Raw genomic sequence first — 21,067 nt, 5'->3', positions numbered from 1 at the left:
CATGACCGACCAGCCAAAGAACACCGATTTCCACGATTCCTCGTTCCTGCAGGGCCATAACGCGGCCTATGTGGAGCAGTTGTACGGCCAGTGGGCCAAGGACGCAGGCGCGGTGGACGAAGCCTGGGACAGCTTCTTCCGCTCGCTTGGCGACGATCAGGACGTGGCCGTCCGCGAATCCGAGGGTGCAAGCTGGAAGCGCGCCGACTGGCCGCCGGTCCCACAGGATGACACCACCAGCGCCCTGACCGGCGAATGGCCCTCCGCGTCCAAGGGCGACGCCGACGCCGCGATCAAGAAGATCGCCGCCAAGGCCGAGGAAAAGGGCCTGAAGCTGTCGACCGACCAGATGCGTCAGGCCGTGCTGGACAGCATCCGCGCGCTGATGCTGATCCGCGCCTTCCGCATCCGCGGACACCTGCACGCGCAGCTGGACCCCCTGGGCCTGCGCGAAGTGCCCGATCATGGCGAGCTGAAGCCCTCGACCTATGGCTTCGGTCCCGGCGACATGGACCGTCCGATCTTCATCGACAACGTCCTGGGCCTGGAGATCGCGTCGATCCGCCAGATCACCGACCTGATGACCCGCACCTATTGCGGCACGTTCGCGCTGCAGTACATGCACATTTCGAACCCCGAGGAAGCCGCCTGGCTGAAGGAGCGGATCGAGGGTTACGGCAAGGAGATCGCCTTCACCCGCGAAGGCCGCCGCGCCATCCTGAACAAGCTGGTCGAAGCCGAGGGCTTTGAGAAGTTCCTGCACGTCAAGTACATGGGCACCAAGCGCTTTGGCCTGGACGGCGGCGAGGCGCTGATCCCCGCGATGGAGCAGATCATCAAGCGCGGCGGTGCGCTTGGCGTGAAGGAGATCGTGTTCGGCATGCCGCACCGCGGCCGCCTGTCGGTCCTGGCCAATGTGCTGTCGAAACCCTACCGCGCGATCTTCCACGAGTTCCAGGGCGGCAGCTTCAAGCCCGAGGACGTGGACGGTTCGGGCGACGTGAAATACCACCTGGGCGCCAGCGCCGACCGTGAATTCGACGGCAACAATGTCCACCTGTCGCTGACCGCCAACCCCAGCCACCTGGAGGCCGTGAACCCGGTCGTGCTGGGCAAGGCGCGCGCCAAGGGCGACCAGCTGGGCGACCTGACCGACCGCAGCTCGGTCCTGCCGATCCTGCTGCACGGCGACGCGGCCTTTGCGGGCCAGGGCGTCGTGGCCGAATGCCTGCAGCTGTCGGGCATCCGCGGTCACCGCACGGGCGGCTGCATCCACATCGTGGTGAACAACCAGATCGGCTTTACCACCGCGCCGGCGTTCAGCCGCACCTCGCCCTATCCGACCGACATCGCGCTGATGGTCGAGGCGCCGATCTTCCACGTGAACGGTGACGACCCCGAGGCCGTGGTCCATGCCGCCCGCGTGGCCATCGAGTTCCGCCAGAAGTTCCGCAAGGACGTGGTTCTGGACATCATCTGCTATCGCCGCTTCGGTCACAACGAAGGCGACGAGCCGATGTTCACGAACCCGGCGATGTACACCAAGATCAAGGCGCAGAAGACCACGCTGCAGCTGTACACCGAACGCCTGGTCGCCGACGGGCTGATCCCCGAGGGCGAGATCGAGGACATGAAGGCCGCCTTCCAGGCGCACCTGAACGAAGAGTTCGAGATCGGCAAGAACTACAAGCCGAACAAGGCCGACTGGCTGGATGGCAAGTGGTCGGGCCTGAACCGCGAGGGCACGGACTATATCGCAGGCGAAACCGGCATCACCCCCGAGGTGATGACCCAGGTCGGCCGTGCGCTGACCAACGCGCCGGACGGGCTGACCCTGCACAAGACCGTGGGCCGCCTGCTGGAAGCCAAGAAGCAGATGTTCGAGACGGGCGAAGGCTTTGACTGGGCCACGGCCGAGGCGCTGGCCTTCGGTTCGCTGGTGACCGAGGGGCATGGCGTGCGCCTGTCCGGTCAGGACAGCACCCGCGGCACGTTCAGCCAGCGGCATTCGGCCTTCATCGACCAGAAGTCCGAGGACCGTTACTATCCGCTGAACAACATCGCCGAGGGTCAGGCCCGCTATGAGGTCATCGACAGCATGCTGTCGGAATACGCGGTGCTGGGTTTCGAATACGGCTATTCGCTGGCCGAACCCAACACGCTGACCCTGTGGGAGGCGCAGTTCGGCGATTTTGCCAACGGTGCGCAGATCATGTTCGATCAGTTCATCTCCTCGGGCGAGAAGAAGTGGCTGCGCATGTCCGGCCTGGTGATGCTGCTGCCGCACGGCTTCGAGGGCCAGGGCCCCGAGCACAGCTCGGCCCGTCTGGAGCGGTTCCTGCAGCAATGCGCCGAGGACAACTGGATCGTCGCGAACTGTACCACGCCCGCGAACTACTTCCACATCCTGCGCCGGCAGATCCACCGCGGCTTCCGCAAGCCGCTGGTGCTGATGACGCCGAAATCGCTGCTGCGCCACCCGCTGGCCATCAGCCGCGCCGAGGAGTTCCAGTCGGGTTCGACCTTCCACCGCGTGCTGTGGGACGACGCGCAGCGCGGCCGTTCGGACACCAAGCTGGTGGCCGACGACCAGATCAAGCGCGTCGTCGTGTGTTCGGGCAAGGTCTATTACGACCTGCTGAAGGCGCGCGACGAGGCCGGCATCACCGACACCTATCTGCTGCGCCTGGAGCAGTTCTATCCGTTCCCGGCACAGTCGATGGTCAAGGAACTGGGTCGCTTCAAGCAGGCCGAGGTCGTGTGGTGCCAGGAAGAGCCCAAGAACCAGGGCGGCTGGAGCTTTGTCGAGCCCTATCTGGAATGGGTGCTGGAGCGGCTTGGCGCCAAGCACACCCGCGCGCGCTATGCGGGCCGCAACGCCGCGGCCTCGGTCGCTACGGGCCTGGCATCGCGCCACAAGGCCGAACAAGAGGCGCTGGTCGCCAACGCCCTGAACCTTGAAGGATGATCCGATGACCACCGAAGTCCGCGTGCCCGCCCTGGGCGAATCCGTCACCGAGGCCACCATCGCCACCTGGTTCAAGAAGCCCGGAGACCGCGTCGAGGTCGACGAGATGCTGTGCGAGCTGGAGACCGACAAGGTCACCGTCGAGGTGCCCAGCCCCGCCGCCGGCACCCTGGCCGAGATCGTCGCCGCCGAGGGCGAGACGGTCGGGCCCGACGCGCTGCTGGCCCAGATCAGCGAGGGTGGCGAAGCCGCCGCCCCCGCCCCGAAACCTGCCAAGGCCGAAGCACCGGCCGAAAAGACCGAGGAACAGAAGACAATGAGCGGCAATTCCGTGGACGTGATGGTCCCGTCCCTGGGCGAAAGCGTGACCGAGGCGACCGTCGCCACCTGGTTCAAGAAGCCGGGCGACCGCGTCGAGGCCGACGAGATGCTGTGCGAGCTGGAGACCGACAAGGTCTCGGTCGAGGTCCCGGCCCCTGCCGCGGGTGTCCTGGCCGAGATCCTGGCCGAGGAAGGCGCGACCGTCGACGCCAAGGCGCGCCTGGCGATCATCACCGAGGGTGCCGCCGGCACCGCGGCGCCCAAGGCGTCGGATGCGCAGGAGACCGTCCTGCCGAATGCCGGCCCCGAGGAGACCAAGCCGCGCGACGTCGAGGATGCACCCTCGGCCAAGAAAGCCATGGCCGAGAAGGGCGTCAGCCGCGACCAGGTCCAGGGTTCGGGCCGTGACGGCCGCGTGATGAAGGAGGACGTGGCCAAGGCCAAGGCGACCCCCGCCCCCGCCGCGAAGGCCCCCGCCGCCCCCCGCCCGGCCGAGGATGCTGCGCGTGAGGAGCGGGTCAAGATGACCCGCCTGCGCCAGACCATCGCCCGCCGCCTGAAGGACGCACAGAACACCGCCGCGATGCTGACGACCTACAACGAGGTCGACATGTCCGCGATCATGGGCCTGCGCAACGAGTACAAGGACGCCTTCGAGAAGAAGCACAAGGTCAAGCTGGGCTTCATGTCCTTCTTCGTGAAGGCTTGCTGCCACGCGCTCAAGGAAGTCCCCGAGGTCAATGCCGAGATCGACGGCACCGACGTGGTCTACAAGAACTACGTCAACATGGGTGTCGCGGTGGGCACGCCTTCGGGTCTGGTCGTGCCGGTCGTGCGCGACGCCGACCAGAAGGGCTTTGCCGCCATCGAGAAGGAGATCGGCGAACTGGGCCTGAAGGGCCGCGACGGCAAGCTGTCCATGGCCGAGATGCAGGGCGGCACCTTCACCATCTCGAACGGCGGCGTCTACGGCTCGTTGATGTCGTCGCCGATCCTGAACCCCCCGCAGTCGGGCATCCTGGGCATGCACAAGATCCAGGAGCGCCCCGTGGTCGTCGGCGGTCAGATCGTCATCCGTCCGATGATGTACCTGGCACTGTCCTATGACCACCGGATCGTCGACGGCAAGGGCGCCGTGACCTTCCTCGTCCGCGTCAAGGAAGCGCTGGAGGATCCGCGCCGCCTGCTGATGGATCTCTGATCCCGTCGGGGGCCCTTCGGGGCCCCTCTCGCACCACGGGCTTGCGCTGCCACCGGCGCAGGACCAAAGCTGGGGCGTCACGAACCGGAGCCTGACCCATGCAACTGATCGTCCGCTACACCCATGCCGACCCTGCCACGTTCCGCACGGCCTTCGACGCCGATGCCGAGGATCGGGGCCGCAACGGCCTGACGCTGCTGCAACTGTGGCGCGAGGATGACGGTCATTCCTGGGCGCTGTTCCAGATCGGAAACCCGAAGGCCGCCCGCGATTACCTGGAAGGCGCGGCGGCGGTCTTCGCGACCCAGGCCGGCGTCACCGCCACCGACGCGCATTTCGTGGAAACCGTCTGATGCCCCCCGAGGTCGCAGCCCTGGCCGTCGCCGGCCTGATCCAGACCGCGCAGTTCGCGACCTATTCCGTGATGGCGCAGCGCCAGGTCGGCCGCCGCGCCGCCATGAGCCCGCGCGACGGCGGCAAGGTCGAGCTGACCGGGACGGCTGGCCGCCTGCAGCGCGCTTTCAACAACCATTTCGAAGGCCTGATCATGTTCACCCTGGCGGTGGTCGTGGTCACGCTTGGCGACGCATCCGCCACGCTGACCGCGATCTGCGCTTGGACCTATGTGGCCGCGCGCATCCTCTATATCCCCGCCTATGTGCGGGGCTGGGTGCCGGGCCGCTCGATCATCTGGGTCGTCGGCTTTGCGGCGACGGTGCTGATGATCCTCTTTGCCCTGATTTCTTCTTTGTAAAAATACCCCGCGGGGCCCGGGGGCGCGAAGCCCCCGGCCGCGGTCTGACAAAAGGAACTGCCATGTATGATCTCATCGTGATCGGCGCCGGCCCCGGCGGCTATGTCTGCGCCATCCGCGCGGCGCAGCTGGGCCTGAAGGTCGGCGTGGTCGAGGGCCGCGAGGCTCTTGGCGGAACCTGCCTGAACGTCGGCTGCATCCCCTCCAAGGCCCTGCTGCATGCCAGCCACATGCTGCACGAGGCGCATGAGAACTTTGCCAAGATGGGCCTGATGAACGCCCATGTCGACGTCGACTGGACCAAGATGCAGTCCTACAAGGCCGACACGGTCCAGGGGAACACCAAGGGCATCGAATTCCTGTTCAAGAAGAACAAGATCGACTGGATCAAGGGCTGGGCCTCGATCCCCGAAGCCGGCAAGGTCAAGGTCGGCGACACCGTCCACGAGACGAAGAATATCGTCATCGCCACCGGATCGTCCCCCGCCGCGCTGAAGGGCGTGACGGTCGACAACGACGCGGGCGTGATCGTCGATTCCACCGGCGCGCTGGCCCTGCCCAAGATCCCGAAATCCATGGTCGTGATCGGCGCAGGCGTCATCGGTCTGGAGCTGGGTTCGGTCTATGCCCGCCTCGGCGCCGAGGTAACGGTGGTCGAATACCTGGACGTCATCACCCCCGGCATGGACGGCGAGGTGCAGAAGCAGTTCCAGAAGATGCTGTCAAAGCAGGGCCTGTCCTTCGTCATGGGCGCCGCCGTGCAGTCGGCCGAGGCCAAGGACGGCCAGGCCACCGTTACCTATGCGCTGAAAAAGGATGACAGCACCCATAGCCTGACCGCAGACGTGGTCCTGGTCGCCACGGGCCGCCGTCCGCATGTGGAGGGCCTGGGCCTCGACGCGCTTGGCGTGACCATGACCGATCGCGGCTTCGTGCAGGTCAACGATCACTGGGCGACCAGCATCAAGGGCGTCTATGCCATCGGCGACGCGGTGCCCGGCCCGATGCTGGCCCACAAGGCCGAGGACGAGGGCATGGCGGTGGCCGAGGTCATCGCGGGCAAGCATGGCCATGTGAACTATGGCGTCATCCCCGGCGTGATCTACACCACCCCCGAGGTCGCCAATGTCGGCCTGACCGAGGAGCAGGCCAAGGAAGGCGGGCGCAAGGTCAAGATCGGCAAGTTCCCCTTCATGGGCAATGCCCGCGCCAAGGCGCAGTTCCTGGGCGAGGGCTTCGTCAAGCTGATCGCCGATGCCGAGACCGACCGCATCCTGGGCTGCCACATCATCGGCCCATCTGCGGGCGACCTGATCCACGAGGTCTGCGTGGCGATGGAGTTCGGCGCCTCGGCCGAGGATCTGGCCCTGACCTGCCACGCGCATCCGACCGTGTCGGAAGCCGTGCGCGAGGCCGCGCTGGCCTGCGGCGGCGGCGCCATTCATGCCTGACGCGCGTATGGTGGCGGGGGCCATGCCCCCGCGGCCTGCGGCCCATCTGGGTCGGCGCGGGCTGCTGATCTCGATCTTGGCGCTGGCCGCGTGCGGCGGTGGCGGGGTCCGGTCAGGCAGCAACGGGCGGATCGGCGGTTCGGGCCTCTACCCGAACGAGACGCCCTATCTGCGCCAGCGCATCAACTTCTGGGCACGCCATTACGACGTACCCAGTTCGCTGGTCCAACGGGTGATCCTGCGCGAATCCAGCCACCGTCCCGACATGCGGAACGGCCCGTATCACGGGCTGATGCAGATCGCGCCGCAGACCGCGCGCACGATGGGCTATCGCGGGCCGGATCGTGGTCTGCTGGATGCCGACACGAACCTGCGCTATGGCGTGAAGTACCTGCGCGGCGCCTGGATGGTGGCCGAGGGCGACCCCGACCGTGCCGTGATGTGGTATTCGCGCGGCTACTACTACGAGGCCAAGCGCAAGGGCCTGCTGAAGCGGACCGGACTCAGCGGCTGAGGATCAGCCGCCCGCGATGATGCGGACATAGTTCCGCGTCTCGCGATAGGGCGGGATGCCGCCGTGCTTCTGCACCGCGCCGGGCCCCGCGTTATAGGCGGCCAGCGCCAGCGTCCAGTTGCCGAACTGGTTGTACATCATCCGCAAATAGCGCGCCCCGCCGTTCAGGTTCTGCACAGGATCGTTGGGGTTCACCCCCAGCTTGGCGGCCGTTCCCGGCATCAGCTGCGCCAGTCCCATCGCACCCTTGTGGCTGCGCGCGTTCGGGTTCCAGCCCGATTCCTGCTGGACCAGCCGCAGGAACAGGTCTTCGGGAATGCCGTGACGCTGCGCTGCCTGGCGCGCATGGGGCAGATATTCGCTGCGCCGGCCCGTATAGCGGGGAATGTTCGGCGCCGTTTCCAGCAGCACCTCCTGGCGGCCCGCATTCGGCTGCAGCCGGGCAGAGGACTGGTACTGGGTCGACAGGCGCGAATCCATCAGCCGGGTCTGGCGCGCGAACTGTTCGGCGCGGGACTTGGAGGAGGCGCCCGACAGGCGCAGGCCCTGCGCGTCGGCAGGCAGTGCCAGGCTTCCGATCACCGCTGCACAGAAGGTTGCCTTCAGGGTATGGCCTAGCCGCATGATCTCCGCCCTCGTCCTTGTCGCACCGGCCTGTCGCCGCTTTTGTCCCGGACTATACACGAAATCGGTCATGCTGCCAGTCGGGCCTTGGCGCTACGCGACTTCCTGCTTGGCTTCACCCGGCGGGCTGGGCTAGACCCGACGCAAAGGCACATAATCCAAGGATCCTGATCATGGCAGGCAGCGTCAACAAGGTCATTCTGGTCGGCAATCTTGGCCGCGACCCGGAAATCCGCAGCTTTCAGAACGGCGGCAAGGTCGCGAACCTGCGCATCGCCACCTCCGAGAACTGGAAGGACCGCACCACCGGAGAGCGCAAGGAGCGCACCGAGTGGCACACCGTCGCCATCTTCAACGAGGGCCTGGTGGGCGTCGTCGAACGCTATCTCAAGAAGGGCAGCAAGGTCTATGTCGAGGGCCAGCTGGAAACCCGCAAGTGGCAGGACCAGTCCGGCCAGGACCGCTACTCGACCGAGATCGTCCTGCGCGGCATCGGCGGCACGCTGACCATGCTGGACGGCGCAAGCGGCGGTGGCGGCGGCATGGGTGGTGGCGGCATGGGCGGCGGTGGTCGCGACAGCGGCGGCTATGACGACTATAACCAGGGCGGCGGATCGTCGTCGTCGCGCGGCGGCGGCGGCGGCCAGGGCGGCGGACGCGCCGATTACGACGACGAGATCCCGTTCTGATCCGATCAGGGCGAATCACCGGAAAGGGGTGGCCATGGGGTCGCCCTTTTTCGTTGCCGGCGCGCGACGCGATCTTGCCGGCGCGCACCCCGCCCTTGCCGCAAGTTGCGCGGCGGGCGGTCCGGGCTTTGCGAATGATCCTGCGCTTGCAATGCGTCCGCGCTGGCGGTTTCTGGGCTGATCCCTGCGCGGGACGGCCCGCGCGCCTGCCACAGGAAGGCTTGCAGATGGCACTGACACTTACCGATCTGACCGCACCCCAGGGGTTCGAACGTCTGGTTCTGGCACAGGACCCGCAGGCCGGGCTGCGCGCGCTGATCTGCCTGCATTCGACCACGCTCGGCCCTGCCGCGGGCGGGTGCCGCATGTGGGCCTATGCCGACGACGATGCCGCGATCCATGACGTGACCCGCCTGGCCCGCGGCATGACATACAAGAACGCGATGGCCGACCTGGGCCTGGGCGGCGGCAAGGCGGTCATCATCGGCGACGCGCGCACCGACAAGACCCCGGCGATGATGCGTGCCTTCGGCGAGGCCGTCGACGCGCTTGGCGGCACCTACTGGACGGCCGAAGATGTCGGCATCTCTCCGGCGGACATGGCCCATGCGGCCGAGGCGACGCGCTTTGCCGTGGGCCTGTCGGGCGCCTCGGGCGACCCCTCGCCCTGGACCGCCGAAGGCGTGTTCCGCTGCCTGCGCGTGGGCGCGCGCCATGCGTTCGGCACGGACGATCTGACCGGGCGGCGGGTGCTGGTGCAGGGGCTGGGCCATGTCGGCCTGTCGCTGGCCGAAAAGCTTGCCTCCGCAGGGGCACGGCTGATGGTGACCGACATCCATCAGGCGGCGCTGGACGACGCCGCGACACGCCTTGGCGCGACCGTGTGTGCGCCCGACGCGGTCTTCGATCAGCAGATGGACATCCTGGCTCCCTGCGCCTTGGGCGGCGTGCTGACGCGGGACACCGCCACGGCGCTGACCGCGACGCTGGTCTGCGGCGCCGCGAACAACCAACTGGCCGATGACGGCGTGGCGGACATCCTGGCCGCACGCGGCATCACCTATCTGCCCGACTATGTCGTGAACGCCGGCGGCATCATCAGCGTCGCAAGCGAGATCCACGGCAAGCCCGACGCCTGGCGCCTGGACCGCCTGACCGCCATCGCCGGCCGCGTCGATCAGATGCTGACCCGCGCGCGCGACACGGACCAGCTGCCCTCGGCCGTGGCCGATCAGATGGTGCACGACATGCTAACCACCCGTCGCGCCGCCTGAGGCGGCTTCGGCGACAGCCAGCCGTGGCGGCCCCCTCGATGGGGGCTGTCGCGGCTTCGCGGGCCGGGACGGACGCCTAGCGCGCGTCGTGCAGGACGCGTGCCAGCATGTTACCTTCGACCGCGTCGCTGACGAAGGCCTCGCCGATCCCGCGGGCCAGCACGAAACGCAGCTGGCCGTCCACGACCTTCTTGTCCTGCCCCATCAGCGCGATCAGGCCCGCATCGTCCGGCAGGGCGCCGGGGATCTCGGACAGTCGTGCGGGCATGCCCATCTGGTGCAGATGCGCCAGGACGCGGCTCGGCGCCTCCTGCGAACACAAACCCATCCGTGCCGACAGATCGAAGGCCAGCGCACAGCCGATGGCCACGCCCTCGCCATGCAGCAGCCGGTCCGAATACCCGGTCGCCGCCTCCAGCGCATGACCGAAGGTGTGGCCCAGGTTCAGCAGCGCGCGTTCGCCCTGCTCGGTCTCGTCACGGGTGACGATGCCCGCCTTCATCGCCACCGAATGCGCGACCGCCTGCTGGCGCAGGCCCGCATTCCGCGCCAGGTCGGGCCCGTTCTCCTCCAGCCAGGCAAAGAAAGCCGCATCCCCCAGCAGACCGTACTTGGCGACCTCGCCATAGCCCGACAGGAAATCGCGCGGGCGCAGCGTGTCCAGCACGTCGATATCGGCCAGGACCAGTGAGGGCTGGTGGAACGCGCCGACCAGGTTCTTGCCATGCGCGCTGTTGATCCCGGTCTTGCCGCCCACGCTGCTGTCGACCTGCGCCAACAGCGTCGTGGGCAGCTGCACGAACCGCACCCCGCGCCGCAGGATCGCCGCCGCAAAACCCACCAGGTCACCGATCACCCCGCCGCCAAGCGCCAGGACGACGTCGCGCCGCTCGACCTGCTGGTCCAGCAGCCAGTCGACGCAGGCCGTCAGATGCGGCCAGCTTTTGGTCCCCTCCCCGGCCGGCAGGACCAGCGCCTCGCTGGCGATCCCCGCGTCGCGCAGCGCGGCCTGCAGCGGCGCCAGATGCAGGCCTGCCACCGTCGCGTCGGTGACGATCGCCACGCGCGGCCGCGATAACAGCGGGGCGATCTCGGCACCCGCGCGACCCAGCAGGCCCTGCCCGATGCGCACGTCATAGGCGCGCGCTCCAAGGGGCACGGGAACGGTGACGGGATCGGTCATGGCTTCTCCTGGGTCAGGGTGGGATGGGCGGCGGTCAGTTCGGCGATCAGGCGGGTCGCGGTCGCCTCGATCGTGTCGCCGGCGCGGGACACGAATTCCAGGTCCGCCAGCGCATAGACGGGGCTGCGTTCCGCCAGCAGGCGCAGCAGCGTGCCCTTTGGGTCGGCGGTCTGCAGCAGGGGGCGCGTCGGGCGCTGGCGCACGCGCGCCCACAGCGTCTCGGGCGAACAGTTCAGCCAGACGGACAGGCCCCGTTCCCCGATGATCTGCCGGTTCTCGGGGCGCATCCACGCGCCGCCCCCGGTCGAGACGACGCCCGGTGCCCCCGCCAGCAGGCGCGACAGCACCTGCGCCTCGCGCGCGCGAAAGAACGCCTCGCCATCGCGGGCGAAGATCTCGCTGATGGACATGGCCGCCGCGGCCTCGATCTCGGCGTCGGAATCGGTGAACGGCACGCGCAGCCTGCGGGCCAGTTCCGACCCGATGGCGGTCTTGCCCGCGCCCATCATTCCGATCAGCACGATATGGCGCGTCAGCACCTGTGTCATCCGGCCCCCCGTCAATCGGGTGACTGAATGACGTGATCTTTCGGAAATTGCCATATATATTCGCCCCGAGCCGGCCCAAGACCGGTGCAAGAACACAGAAAACACGGTCGAGCAAAGGCGAATGCAATGCGGATGTTGAAACTGCTGGTGGTGCTGATTCTGGCGGGCCTGGTCGGCCTCGCGGGCTATGCCTATTTCGGCGACATGGCCCCGACCCGCCAAGAGGTCCGCACCCCCCTGCAGCTGGACACCCCCGCGGCCGAACAGCCGGCCGAGGCTGCCGGTGACTGACAGAACCACCCTTTGCGCACTGGTCCTGGCGCTGCTGCCCAGCCTTGCCCTGGCGCAGCAGCAGCCCCTGTCGGCCAGCGACTGGCTGTCGGGCAGCGTCCGCGGCCCGGTGCGCGAAAGCTCGGCCTGGCGGCCCGGCGACGCCCCGCCACCCCGGCCAAGCGCCAGACCGCAGCCGGTGGCCACCAGCGGCGCCGTGGGTCCGGTGCAGGTCACCCGCCTGGACCAGGGAAACCCAGACCACACCGGCACGCAAAGCCCCCGCCGCGCCGGGCTGCCGGCCGACCTGTGGGCGGGCAGCGACCCCGCGCAGCTGTCGCAGATGGTGCTGGCCACGCCCGCCCGCCTGCAATCCATGCAGGCGTTGCTGAAGCGCGTGCTGACCGCGCAGTTGGCCCCCCCGGCCGCGCCAGAAGGGATGCGGGGGCAGCTGTTCCTGTCGCGCGCCGACCGCCTACTGGACATGGGCGCGCTGGACGAGGCGCAGTCGCTGCTGGTCGCCGCCGGCCCCGGCCAGCCCGAGATCTTTCGCCGCATGTTCGACATCGCCCTGCTGGAGGGCGACGAAGGCCGCGCCTGCGCGATCATGAACGGCACCCCCGGCATCGCGCCCAGCTTTGCGGCACGCATCTTTTGCCTGGCGCAGACCGGGGATTGGGCCGCGGCGGCGATCGGCTTGCACGGCGCCGAGGCGCTTGGCCTGATCGACGAACGCCAGGCGATCCTGCTGACGCATTTCCTGGACGACGCCTTCGTCGACACGGCAGAGCTGCTGGCCCCCGCCGACCGCATGACCCCGCTGGAATTCCGCATCCACGAGGCCGTGGGACAGCCCCTGCCGACGCAGCCCCTGCCGATGGCCTTCGCGCAATCCGACCTGCGCCTGAACAGCGGCTTCAAGGCCCGGCTTGAGGCGGCCGAGCGTCTGGCGCGCACCGGCGCCCTGCCCGCCGCAACCCTGCGCCAGATCTATGGCGAACAGCGGCCCGCGGCATCGGGCGGGGTCTGGGAACGCGCCGGCGTCATGCGCACGCTGGAGGCCGCGCTGGCGGGCGGCGATCTGGCGCAGGCCCTGCCCCGCGCCTTCGACGAATTCCGCGCAGCCGGGATGGCCGACCTGCTGGCGGCGATGGTCGCGGCCGACCTGCCCACCGGCATCACCGATCCCCGCGCCGCCGAGGTGGCCGACCTGTTGCGCGCCTGGATGGGCCTGCCCGACAGCGTGATCCCCGATCCCGCGCCCGAGATGGCCGCACCCCCCGCCACGCCACCCGACACCCGTCGCGGAGAGGCGCTGTTGACCGCGATGGCCGATATCGACGCGGCGCTTGAGGGCGATCTGGCCCGCGCCGGGCGTGGCATAGCCATGCTGCGCGCTCTTGGCCTGGACCCCGATGCCGACCGCGCCGAGGCGCAGATCACCCTTCTGCCGCAGATGCAGGCCCCGCAATGAGCGCCGACCACAACGCCATCGGCGCCTTTCTGGACGCCCAGGCCGCCGAGGCCGGGGCCGCGCGGAACACGCTGCTGGCCTATGGCCGCGACCTGCGCGACCTGTCGGACTGGCTGGGCGCGCGTGCGTTGTCGCTGGCCGGGCTGACGCGCGAGCAGGTCGAGGATTACCTGTCCCATTGCGACGCGCAGGGCCTGTCGCGGGCCACCCGCGCCCGCCGCCTGTCGGCCATCCGACAGTTCACCCGCTTTGCGCTGGAGGAGGGCTGGCGCGAGGACGACCCCGCCATCCGCATCGCGGGCCCCGGCCGCGCCAAACGCATCCCGCGCACGCTGGACCGGGCCGAGATCCAGGCGCTGCTGGACGCCGCCCCCGGCATCGGCCGGGGCCGGATCGACCGCACGCGCAACATGTGCCTGATCGAGCTGCTGTACGCGACCGGCATGCGCGTCACCGAACTGGTCAGCCTGCCGGTGGCCGGGTGCCGGGGCGATCCGGCGGTCCTGGTGATCCGCGGCAAGGGCGGCAAGGACCGGATGGTCCCCTTGGGCCAGGCCGCCCGGACCGCCCTGCGCGACTGGCTGGAGATCCGCGACAACGCCCCCCAGGGCAGCCCGCTGTACCGCCTGCTGGCGGGTCGCGGCGCGCGCTGGCTGTTCCCCGCACCGGGCGCGGCGGGCCACCTGCCGCGGCAGAGCTTTTCGCGCCTGCTGGGCCAGATGGCGGTGGCGGCGGGCATCGATCCCGCGCGCGTGACGCCGCACGTGATCCGCCACGCCTTTGCCACCCACCTGCTGGAAGGCGGCGCCGACCTGCGCAGCATCCAGATGCTGCTGGGTCATGCCGATCTGGGCACGACGGAAATCTATACTCATGTGCTGAACCATCGCATGCGCGATCTGGTTCTGAACCACCACCCTCTGGCGCGCGGCGTGTCGCCTGACGATGCCGCCAACACCAACTGACCGGGACCTCATGGACCAACTTACCTCTGCGCTCGACTTTGCGGCCGTCGTCACCATCGCGGCGATCCTGATCTGCCTGATGCTGTCGGCCTTCTTTTCGGGGTCCGAGACCGCGCTGACCGCATCCAGCAAGGCCAAGCTGCGGGCCCGCGCCGACCGGGGCGACAGCGGCGCCGAAGCCGCCGTCCGCGTCACCGCCGACAGCGAGAAGCTGATCGGGGCGATCCTGTTGGGCAACAACGTCGTCAACATCCTGGCCGCCAGCCTTGCGACCGCGCTGTTCACGCGCCTGCTGGGCGCGGGCGGCGTGGCGATCGCCACGCTGGTGATGACCGTGCTGGTGCTGATCTTCTCCGAGGTGATGCCAAAGACCTATGCCATCTCTGCCCCCGAAAAGGTGGCAAGCCTAGTGGCACGTCCCATCGGCATCCTGACCGTCATCCTGTCCCCGATCGTCAGCGTCGTGCGCCTGATCGTGGGGGGCATGCTGTCGGTGGCCGGCCTGAAGACCGATCCCGGCAAGCACATGTTTTCGCTGGAGGAGGAGATCGAGGGGGCGCTGTCCCTGGGCCACGCCCAGGGCGCGGTGAACAAGGAGGACCGCGACCGACTGCTGGGTGCGCTGGACCTGGGCAACCGCACGGTCGAGGAGATCATGCGCCACCGTTCGGAGATCCAGATGATCGACGGTGACCTGCCGCCCGAGAAGATCCTGGAACTGGTCCTGGCCAGCCCGCACACCCGCCTGCCCGTCTATCGCGAGGAGCGCGAGAACATCGTGGGCGTGATCCACGCCAAGGACCTGCTGCGCGCGGTGAACCGGGCCGTGGGCGATGCGGGCGATGCCAGCGCCGCGCGGCGGTTCGATCTGGCCGCGGTGATGATGCCCCCCTATTTCGTCCCCGAGACCAGCGTCCTGGACGAGCAGATGCGCGAGTTCCTGAAGCGCCGCACCCATTTCGCGCTGGTCGTGGACGAATACGGATCGCTGCGCGGCCTGATCACGCTGGAGGACATCATCGAGGAGATCGTCGGAGAGATCGCCGACGAGCACGACACTGAGGAGGACCAGACCCTCAAGCCCAACGCCCATGGCGATTACCTTGTCGAGGGCGGCATGACCATCCGCGACCTGAACCGCCAGCTGGACTGGACCCTGCCCGACGACGAGGCCAACACCATCGCGGGCCTGGTGATCCACATGGCGCAGTCGATCCCCGAACAGGGACAGGTGTTCAGTTTCGCGGGCTATCGCTTCGAGGTCGTCACGCGGCGCGAGAACCGCATCACCCGGCTGCGCATCCGCCCCCTGCCCACGGCCACCGACGGCTGACCGGGGGCGGCTTGCAACCGCCTGTGCCAACCCATAACAACGCGCCAACCCCACGTGCCGCAAGGAACATCCCATGGACATCGCCGCCCGCCGCACCGCAGACCCCGCCCATTGGAACCTGGCCAGCGCCATCCGCGTGCTGTCCATGGACGCGGTCGAGGCCGCCAATTCCGGCCATCCCGGCATGCCGATGGGCATGGCGGACGTGGCCACCGTCCTGTTCCGCAACCACCTGAAGTTCGACGCCAGCGCGCCGCACTGGTTCGACCGCGACCGGTTCATCCTGTCGGCGGGCCACGGGTCCATGCTGATCTACAGCCTGCTGCACCTAACCGGCTATGAGCAGATGACGCTGGACCAGGTGCGCAACTTCCGCCAGCTGGGCGCGATCACCGCGGGCCATCCGGAATACGGCCATGTCGAGGGGGTCGAGACGACCACCGGCCCCCTGGGCCAGGGCATCGCCACCGCCGCGGGCTTCGCCATCGCCGAGGAGGCGATGCGCGCCGAGTTCGGGGCCGATCTGTGCGACCACCGCACCTGGGTCATCGCCGGCGACGGCTGCCTGATGGAGGGCATCAGCCACGAGGCCATCGCCCTGGCCGGCCACCAGAAGCTGGGCCGCCTGATCGTGCTGTGGGACAACAACGACATCACCATCGACGGCCGCGTCAGCCTGTCGGACGCGACCGACCAGCATGCCCGCTTTGCCGCCGCCGGCTGGCGGGTCCTGTCCTGCGACGGCCATGACGCAGCAGACATCGACCGCGCGCTGAGCCAAGCCGCGCAGGATGACGGCCGCCCGACGCTGGTCGACTGCAAGACGATCATCGGCTTTGGCGCGCCGAACAAGGCCGACAGCAGCAAGGCCCACGGCTCCCCGCTTGGCGCGGACGAGATCGCGGCCACCCGCGCGGCCTATGGCTGGAGCCATGAGCCCTTCCACCTGCCCAACCAGATTGTCGCGGACTGGCGGGCCATCGGCCAGCGCGGCGCAGCGCAGCGCGCGGCGTGGAACGACCGCGTGGACGGGCTGTCCGACGAGGCGCGCAACGACTTTGCCCGCCGCATCGGCAACGAGGTCCATCCGCGCCTCAACGCGATTATCGACGCCTTCAAGGTGCAGACGCTGGAGGCCAAGCCAAAGGTCGCCACCCGCAAGGCCTCCGAGAACGTGCTGGAGGTGCTGAATGCCGAAATGCCCGAGAATTTCGGCGGATCGGCCGACCTGACCGGATCGAATAACACCAAGACCGGCGGCCAGGGCGTCTTCAGCGCCGAAAACCGCATGGGCCGCTATCTGCATTACGGCATCCGCGAACACGGCATGGCAGCGGCGATGAACGGCATCTGGCTGCATGGCGGGTTCCGCCCCTATGGCGGGACGTTCCTGACCTTCACCGACTATGCGCGCGGGGCGATGCGCCTGTCGGCCCTGATGGGCCTGCCGGTCGTCTATGTGATGACCCATGACAGCATCGGCCTGGGCGAAGACGGCCCGACCCACCAGCCGGTCGAACACCTGGCGATCTGCCGCGCCACGCCCAACACGCTGACCTTCCGCCCCTGCGATCAGACCGAGACCGCCGAAGCCTGGGAGATCGCCCTGTCGCAGGACGCCACGCCGTCGGTCCTGGCCCTGTCGCGTCAGAACCTGCCGCTGCTGCGCCAGGAGACCGGAGAGAACCTGACCGTCAAGGGCGCCTATGTCCTGCGCGAGGCCTCGGCCACGCCCAAGGTCGTACTGATGGCCACCGGATCGGAGGTCGAGATCGCGGTCGCCGCGCGCGATGCGCTGGAGGGTCAGGGCATCGCGACCCGCGTCGTGTCCGTCCCCTCGATGGAGCTGTTCCGCGACCAGCCGCGCGACTATCGCGCCGAGGTGCTGCCTGCGAACACCGTGCGCATCGCGATCGAGGCCGCGGTGCGCCAGCCTTGGGACTGGCTGCTGCTGGGAGAGCGCGGCCAGGAGGACCGCTCTGCCTTCGTCGGCATGGAGGGGTTCGGCGCCTCGGGTCCTGCACCCGAGTTGTACAAGGAGTTCGGCATCACCGCCGAGGCTGTCGCAGAGCGCGCGAAAGCGCTGCTGTGATACCCGGACCGACCGTCGCGATGGGTATTTGGGCAAAGGAGAAACTGCGTTTTCGTTGCCCAGACGCCCATGACCGCGCCTTCTGATGCGCGTCCTGGCGCGCGCATTCGCGCTGATGGGTCGGGAGCGGGATGGATTGCGGCGGCCCGGATCGGACCAGGCACGGGGCATCGCGCTGCTGCTGGCAGCGATCCTGGGCTTTACGCTGATGGATGCGACGGCCAAGCACCTGACGCAGACCTATCATCCGGCGCAGGTCATCTGGGCGCGGTTCATCGGAAACTTGCTGATCTTTGCGCTGATCTTTCGCGGGGCCATGCTGCCTTTGCTGCGCACGCGCCAGCCGGGCATGCAGTTCGCGCGGGCGATGATGCAGCTTGGGTCGGTCGGGCTGTTCTTCACCTCGCTGCAATACATCGGCTTGGCCGAGGCGACAGCGATCATGGACCTGAACCCGGTCCTGATCACGCTTGGGGGGGCCTTGTTCCTGGGTGAGAAGGTCGGCCCGCGACGGCTGGCGGGGATCGCGGTGGCACTGGTCGGTGCGCTGCTGATCATCCGCCCCGGACTGGGCGTGTTCCAGCCTGCGGCGCTGCTGCCACTGGCCGGGGCCTTCACCTATGCCGCGGGGGCGTTGCTGACGCGCATCGTGCGGACCGATTCGGTGGCGACCTCGGTGCTGTGGTCGGCCGTCGTCGGCACCATCGCCTCCAGCATCGTGGTGCCGATGTTCTGGCAGCCGATCGCCGCGGGCGATCTGTGGGCATTCGCCGCGCTGGCGGTATTCGGCACGGTCAGCCAGTACCTGCTGGTCAAGGCGTTCAGCGCGGCCGAGGCGGGAACGCTGGCGCCCTTCGGCTATACGGGGCTGATATGGGCCGGGCTGTGGGGGTTCGTCTTCTTCGGGCAGCTTCCGGATGTCTGGACCGTCACCGGCGCGGTCATTATCGTGGCCGCGGGGCTGTATGTCTGGTCGCGCGAGGCGCGGGCCGCCAAGGGGGCGTGATGCGCGATGACCGATCCACGATAACCGACCGGCTGGCCAACGGCGCGTTCGTGGCAATCATGGGGCTGGCACGCCTGCTGCCCTATTCGCGCCGCATCCCGGCGATGGGCTGGGTGTTTTCGCATATGATCGCGCCCATCGCCGGCTGGCGCAGGCGCATCCGCGACAACCTGGCGCTGGCCCGCCCCGACCTGTCCCCGGCAGAGGTCGAGGCGCTGGTGCGCGCCGTTCCCGACAATGCGGGCCGGTCGGTGGCCGAGATCTATTCCGCCGACGAATTCACGGACCGCATCCGCACGGCCGATCCGCTGCAGGGCCCCGGCCTTGCCGCGCTGGAGGAGGCGCTGGACAGCCATCGCCCGGTGATCCTGGGCTGCGCGCATTTCGGCAATTACGACGCGATGCGGGCCGCGCTGGCCGCGCGCGGCTGGCCGGTCGGCGCCCTGTACCGCCCCATGAACAACGAGGCGTTCAACCGCCATTACGTCCCCGCCATCACCGCTATCGCCGAGCCGCTGTTCCCGCGCGGCCGGGCTGGATTGGCGGCGATGCTGCGGTTTCTCAAGGGTGGCGGCTGGCTGGCCCTGGGTTTCGATCAGTTCGACCGCGAGGGGGCGGAGCTGCGGTTCTTCGACCTGCCCACGCGGACGGTGCTGACGCCGGCGGACCTGGCCCGCCGCTATGACGCGCTGCTGGTACCGATCTGCGGCATCCGCCAGCCGGACGGGCTGTCCTTCAAGGTTCATGTCGGCGCGCCCATCGCGCATGGCGATTCCCGCGCGATGATGCAGGCGCTGAACGACGATCTGGAGATGCTGGTGCGGCGCCACATGGACCAGTGGTTCTGGGTCCACCGCCGCTGGAAATGAAAAGGCCCCGCATCGGCGGGGCCCTGTCGTGATCAGATGGCGGCGGCGGTCCGCACGGGCGCGGCGTCCTCGCGCCGGGCGCGCAGTTCCTCGGCAACCAGGAAGGCCAGCTCCAGCGACTGGCTGGCGTTCAGGCGCGGATCGCAGGCAGTGTGATAGCGATCCGACAGATCCTCGTCCGTGACGGCGCGCACGCCGCCGGTGCATTCGGTCACGTCCTTGCCGGTCATCTCGAAATGCACGCCACCGGGGATCGTACCCTCGGCCTTGTGGACGCCGAAGAATTCGCGGACCTCGCGCAGGATCGAATCGAAGGCGCGCGTCTTGTAGCCGGTCGACGACTTGATGACGTTGCCGTGCATCGGATCGCACGACCAGACGACGTTCGCGCCCTCGTCCTGCACCGCGCGGATCAGGCGCGGCAGGTGATCGCCCACCTTGCCCGCACCAAAGCGTGCAATCAGCGTCAGGCGCCCGGCCTCGTTGGCGGGGTTCAGCTTGGCCATCAGCACCTTGAGGTCGTCCGCCGTGGTCGTCGGGCCGCATTTGAGGCCGATCGGGTTCTGCACGCCGCGGCAGAACTCGACATGCGCGCCGTCAGGCTGGCGCGTCCGGTCGCCGATCCAGATCATGTGGCCCGACCCCGCCACCGGCAGGCCAGTGGTGCTGTCGATGCGGGCCAGGGCCTCTTCGTACTCCAGCAACAGGGCCTCGTGGCTGGTATAGAAATCGACCTTGGACAGCTGGTGCGCGGTGTCGGAATTGACGCCCGCCGCCTGCATGAAGGCCATCGCGTCGCCGATGCGGCCGGCGATGTCGCGGTACCGCGCGGCCTCGGGGCCGCCCACGAAATCGGCGATCCAGCTTTGCACGCGGTGCATGTCCGCAAAGCCGCCGGTCGAGAAGGCGCGCAGCAGGTTCAGCGACGCCGCCGCCTGGGTATAGGCCGCCAGCATCCGCGTCGGATCGGGGATGCGGGCCTCGGGGGTGAAATCGAACCCGTTGATGATGTCGCCGCGATAGCTGGGCAGCTCCACCCCGTCCATCACCTCGGTCGGCGCGCTGCGCGGCTTGGCGAACTGGCCCGCCATGCGCCCGACCTTGATCACGGGCATCTGCGCGCCCCAGGTCAGCACCACGGCCATCTGCAGCAGCACCTTGAAGGTGTCGCGCAGGTTGTCGGCGCTGAATTCGCTAAAGCTTTCGGCGCAGTCACCGCCCTGCAGCAGGAAGGCCCGGCCCGCTGCGGCGTCCGCCAGCTGGGCGCGCAGGCGGCGCGCCTCTCCGGCAAAGACCAGCGGGGGATAGCGGCGCAGTTGCGATTCCACCCCCGCCAGCGCGGCGGGATCGGTATAGTCGGGCATCTGGACGCGCGGATAGGCGCGCCAGCCAGCCTTGTCCCAATCCTGGGTGGCGGTCTTGCGGGTCTGCTGCGTCATGTCCTGCGCTCCTTGAAAATGTCGCGTCGGTATAAACGCTAACAGTCGGCAGGAAAAGGGTCTGCCGCGGCCCTCCGGAAAGCCCCCTTGCC

Annotated in this window: 19 protein-coding genes; 15 read left to right on the top strand and 4 right to left on the bottom strand. The window is 68.5% G+C overall.

The annotated features are described in order from the left end of the window. Position 1 precedes the first annotated feature (1 nt). The 6 genes from FHD67_RS00280 (at position 2) to FHD67_RS00255 (ending at position 7,209) form a co-directional block, all read left to right on the top strand. Complete coding sequence (locus tag FHD67_RS00280) at positions 2 to 2,968, top strand: 2-oxoglutarate dehydrogenase E1 component (protein WP_045999439.1); 2,967 nt, start codon at positions 2 to 4, stop codon at positions 2,966 to 2,968. A 4-nt stretch (positions 2,969 to 2,972) separates the two neighbouring features. Further along, positions 2,973 to 4,490, top strand: a complete 1,518-nt coding sequence (gene odhB, locus FHD67_RS00275) for a 2-oxoglutarate dehydrogenase complex dihydrolipoyllysine-residue succinyltransferase (RefSeq protein WP_045999440.1) — start codon at positions 2,973 to 2,975, stop codon at positions 4,488 to 4,490. Positions 4,491 to 4,588: 98 nt separating this feature from the next. Further along, positions 4,589 to 4,843 carry a hypothetical protein gene (locus FHD67_RS00270; protein ID WP_139597442.1) on the top strand — a complete coding sequence of 85 codons (255 nt, stop codon included), beginning with the start codon at positions 4,589 to 4,591 and terminating at the stop codon, positions 4,841 to 4,843. After that, positions 4,843 to 5,244, top strand: coding sequence for an MAPEG family protein (locus FHD67_RS00265; RefSeq protein WP_139597441.1), 402 nt, complete (start codon positions 4,843 to 4,845; stop codon positions 5,242 to 5,244). The genes FHD67_RS00270 and FHD67_RS00265 overlap by 1 nt, the downstream gene beginning before the upstream one ends. 62 nt (positions 5,245 to 5,306) lie before the next feature. After that, on the top strand, positions 5,307 to 6,695 hold the full coding sequence (lpdA, locus tag FHD67_RS00260; RefSeq protein WP_139597440.1) for a dihydrolipoyl dehydrogenase: 1,389 nt from the start codon (positions 5,307 to 5,309) through the stop codon (positions 6,693 to 6,695). Then, a complete protein-coding gene (locus FHD67_RS00255; RefSeq protein WP_246071164.1) occupies positions 6,688 to 7,209 on the top strand; it encodes a lytic transglycosylase domain-containing protein in 522 nt (173 codons plus the stop codon). Before lpdA ends, FHD67_RS00255 begins: the two co-directional genes overlap by 8 nt. A gap of 3 nt (positions 7,210 to 7,212) precedes the next feature. On the opposite strand, the gene FHD67_RS00250 is transcribed toward FHD67_RS00255, so the two are convergent. Then, complete coding sequence (locus tag FHD67_RS00250; RefSeq protein WP_045999444.1) at positions 7,213 to 7,833, bottom strand: lytic transglycosylase domain-containing protein; 621 nt, start codon at positions 7,831 to 7,833, stop codon at positions 7,213 to 7,215. 173 nt (positions 7,834 to 8,006) lie between these two features. Between FHD67_RS00250 and ssb the strand changes: the two genes are divergently transcribed. Further along, entirely contained in the window at positions 8,007 to 8,522 is a 516-nt protein-coding gene (gene ssb, locus FHD67_RS00245; protein ID WP_045999445.1) for a single-stranded DNA-binding protein, read from the top strand. Between the two features lie 227 nt (positions 8,523 to 8,749). Continuing rightward, on the top strand, positions 8,750 to 9,796 hold the full coding sequence (locus tag FHD67_RS00240; RefSeq protein WP_052715124.1) for a Leu/Phe/Val dehydrogenase: 1,047 nt from the start codon (positions 8,750 to 8,752) through the stop codon (positions 9,794 to 9,796). 76 nt (positions 9,797 to 9,872) lie between these two features. Here the strand turns inward: FHD67_RS00240 and aroB are convergent, their stop codons facing one another. Both aroB and FHD67_RS00230 read right to left on the bottom strand, forming a co-directional pair. After that, a complete protein-coding gene (gene aroB, locus FHD67_RS00235) occupies positions 9,873 to 10,979 on the bottom strand; it encodes a 3-dehydroquinate synthase (RefSeq protein WP_139597439.1) in 1,107 nt (368 codons plus the stop codon). Continuing rightward, positions 10,976 to 11,527, bottom strand: a complete 552-nt coding sequence (locus FHD67_RS00230; protein WP_240542382.1) for a shikimate kinase — start codon at positions 11,525 to 11,527, stop codon at positions 10,976 to 10,978. The genes aroB and FHD67_RS00230 overlap by 4 nt, the downstream gene beginning before the upstream one ends. Positions 11,528 to 11,653: 126 nt before the next feature. Here FHD67_RS00230 and FHD67_RS20315 point away from each other — a divergent pair, with 126 nt between their 5' ends. From FHD67_RS20315 to FHD67_RS00200, 7 genes are all read left to right on the top strand, one after another. Continuing rightward, positions 11,654 to 11,818, top strand: a complete 165-nt coding sequence (locus FHD67_RS20315; protein WP_176695003.1) for a hypothetical protein — start codon at positions 11,654 to 11,656, stop codon at positions 11,816 to 11,818. Then, complete coding sequence (locus FHD67_RS00225; RefSeq protein WP_139597438.1) at positions 11,811 to 13,271, top strand: hypothetical protein; 1,461 nt, start codon at positions 11,811 to 11,813, stop codon at positions 13,269 to 13,271. Before FHD67_RS20315 ends, FHD67_RS00225 begins: the two co-directional genes overlap by 8 nt. Further along, a complete protein-coding gene (locus FHD67_RS00220) occupies positions 13,268 to 14,236 on the top strand; it encodes a tyrosine recombinase (RefSeq protein WP_045999447.1) in 969 nt (322 codons plus the stop codon). Before FHD67_RS00225 ends, FHD67_RS00220 begins: the two co-directional genes overlap by 4 nt. Positions 14,237 to 14,246: 10 nt before the next feature. Beyond that, positions 14,247 to 15,569 (top strand): HlyC/CorC family transporter, encoded by a 1,323-nt coding sequence (locus FHD67_RS00215; RefSeq protein WP_139597437.1) that lies wholly within the window; start codon positions 14,247 to 14,249, stop codon positions 15,567 to 15,569. A gap of 73 nt (positions 15,570 to 15,642) precedes the next feature. After that, positions 15,643 to 17,661 carry a transketolase gene (gene tkt, locus FHD67_RS00210; RefSeq protein WP_139597436.1) on the top strand — a complete coding sequence of 673 codons (2,019 nt, stop codon included), beginning with the start codon at positions 15,643 to 15,645 and terminating at the stop codon, positions 17,659 to 17,661. 85 nt (positions 17,662 to 17,746) lie between these two features. Next, the gene (locus tag FHD67_RS00205) at positions 17,747 to 18,667 is read left to right on the top strand and encodes a DMT family transporter (RefSeq protein ID WP_139597435.1); all 921 of its coding nucleotides are present in this window, start codon (positions 17,747 to 17,749) and stop codon (positions 18,665 to 18,667) included. Beyond that, positions 18,667 to 19,536, top strand: coding sequence for a lysophospholipid acyltransferase family protein (locus FHD67_RS00200; protein ID WP_139597434.1), 870 nt, complete (start codon positions 18,667 to 18,669; stop codon positions 19,534 to 19,536). The genes FHD67_RS00205 and FHD67_RS00200 overlap by 1 nt, the downstream gene beginning before the upstream one ends. A 32-nt stretch (positions 19,537 to 19,568) precedes the next feature. On the opposite strand, the gene FHD67_RS00195 is transcribed toward FHD67_RS00200, so the two are convergent. After that, a complete protein-coding gene (locus FHD67_RS00195; protein ID WP_139597433.1) occupies positions 19,569 to 20,975 on the bottom strand; it encodes a class II 3-deoxy-7-phosphoheptulonate synthase in 1,407 nt (468 codons plus the stop codon). Between the last annotated feature and the right edge of the window lie 92 nt (positions 20,976 to 21,067).

This window comes from Paracoccus haeundaensis (assembly GCF_006239215.1).
Classification (GTDB): Bacteria; Pseudomonadota; Alphaproteobacteria; order Rhodobacterales; family Rhodobacteraceae; genus Paracoccus; species Paracoccus marcusii.
Note: the sequence above shows the minus strand (reverse complement) of the source record. Positions and strands in the feature narration are given on the sequence as shown.

Coding starts and splice junctions, on each gene's coding strand:
- lpdA (WP_139597440.1), top strand. CDS start 5,307: ATGTATGATCTCATCGTGATCGGCGCCGGCCCCGGCGGCTATGTCTGC.
- FHD67_RS00240 (WP_052715124.1), top strand. CDS start 8,750: ATGGCACTGACACTTACCGATCTGACCGCACCCCAGGGGTTCGAACGT.
- aroB (WP_139597439.1), bottom strand. CDS start 10,979: ATGACCGATCCCGTCACCGTTCCCGTGCCCCTTGGAGCGCGCGCCTAT.
- FHD67_RS20315 (WP_176695003.1), top strand. CDS start 11,654: ATGCGGATGTTGAAACTGCTGGTGGTGCTGATTCTGGCGGGCCTGGTC.
- FHD67_RS00195 (WP_139597433.1), bottom strand. CDS start 20,975: ATGACGCAGCAGACCCGCAAGACCGCCACCCAGGATTGGGACAAGGCT.
- tkt (WP_139597436.1), top strand. CDS start 15,643: ATGGACATCGCCGCCCGCCGCACCGCAGACCCCGCCCATTGGAACCTG.
- FHD67_RS00230 (WP_240542382.1), bottom strand. CDS start 11,527: ATGACACAGGTGCTGACGCGCCATATCGTGCTGATCGGAATGATGGGC.
- FHD67_RS00270 (WP_139597442.1), top strand. CDS start 4,589: ATGCAACTGATCGTCCGCTACACCCATGCCGACCCTGCCACGTTCCGC.
- FHD67_RS00280 (WP_045999439.1), top strand. CDS start 2: ATGACCGACCAGCCAAAGAACACCGATTTCCACGATTCCTCGTTCCTG.
- FHD67_RS00250 (WP_045999444.1), bottom strand. CDS start 7,833: ATGCGGCTAGGCCATACCCTGAAGGCAACCTTCTGTGCAGCGGTGATC.
- FHD67_RS00215 (WP_139597437.1), top strand. CDS start 14,247: ATGGACCAACTTACCTCTGCGCTCGACTTTGCGGCCGTCGTCACCATC.
- FHD67_RS00205 (WP_139597435.1), top strand. CDS start 17,747: ATGCGCGTCCTGGCGCGCGCATTCGCGCTGATGGGTCGGGAGCGGGAT.
- FHD67_RS00265 (WP_139597441.1), top strand. CDS start 4,843: ATGCCCCCCGAGGTCGCAGCCCTGGCCGTCGCCGGCCTGATCCAGACC.
- odhB (WP_045999440.1), top strand. CDS start 2,973: ATGACCACCGAAGTCCGCGTGCCCGCCCTGGGCGAATCCGTCACCGAG.
- FHD67_RS00220 (WP_045999447.1), top strand. CDS start 13,268: ATGAGCGCCGACCACAACGCCATCGGCGCCTTTCTGGACGCCCAGGCC.
- FHD67_RS00255 (WP_246071164.1), top strand. CDS start 6,688: ATGCCTGACGCGCGTATGGTGGCGGGGGCCATGCCCCCGCGGCCTGCG.
- FHD67_RS00200 (WP_139597434.1), top strand. CDS start 18,667: ATGCGCGATGACCGATCCACGATAACCGACCGGCTGGCCAACGGCGCG.
- ssb (WP_045999445.1), top strand. CDS start 8,007: ATGGCAGGCAGCGTCAACAAGGTCATTCTGGTCGGCAATCTTGGCCGC.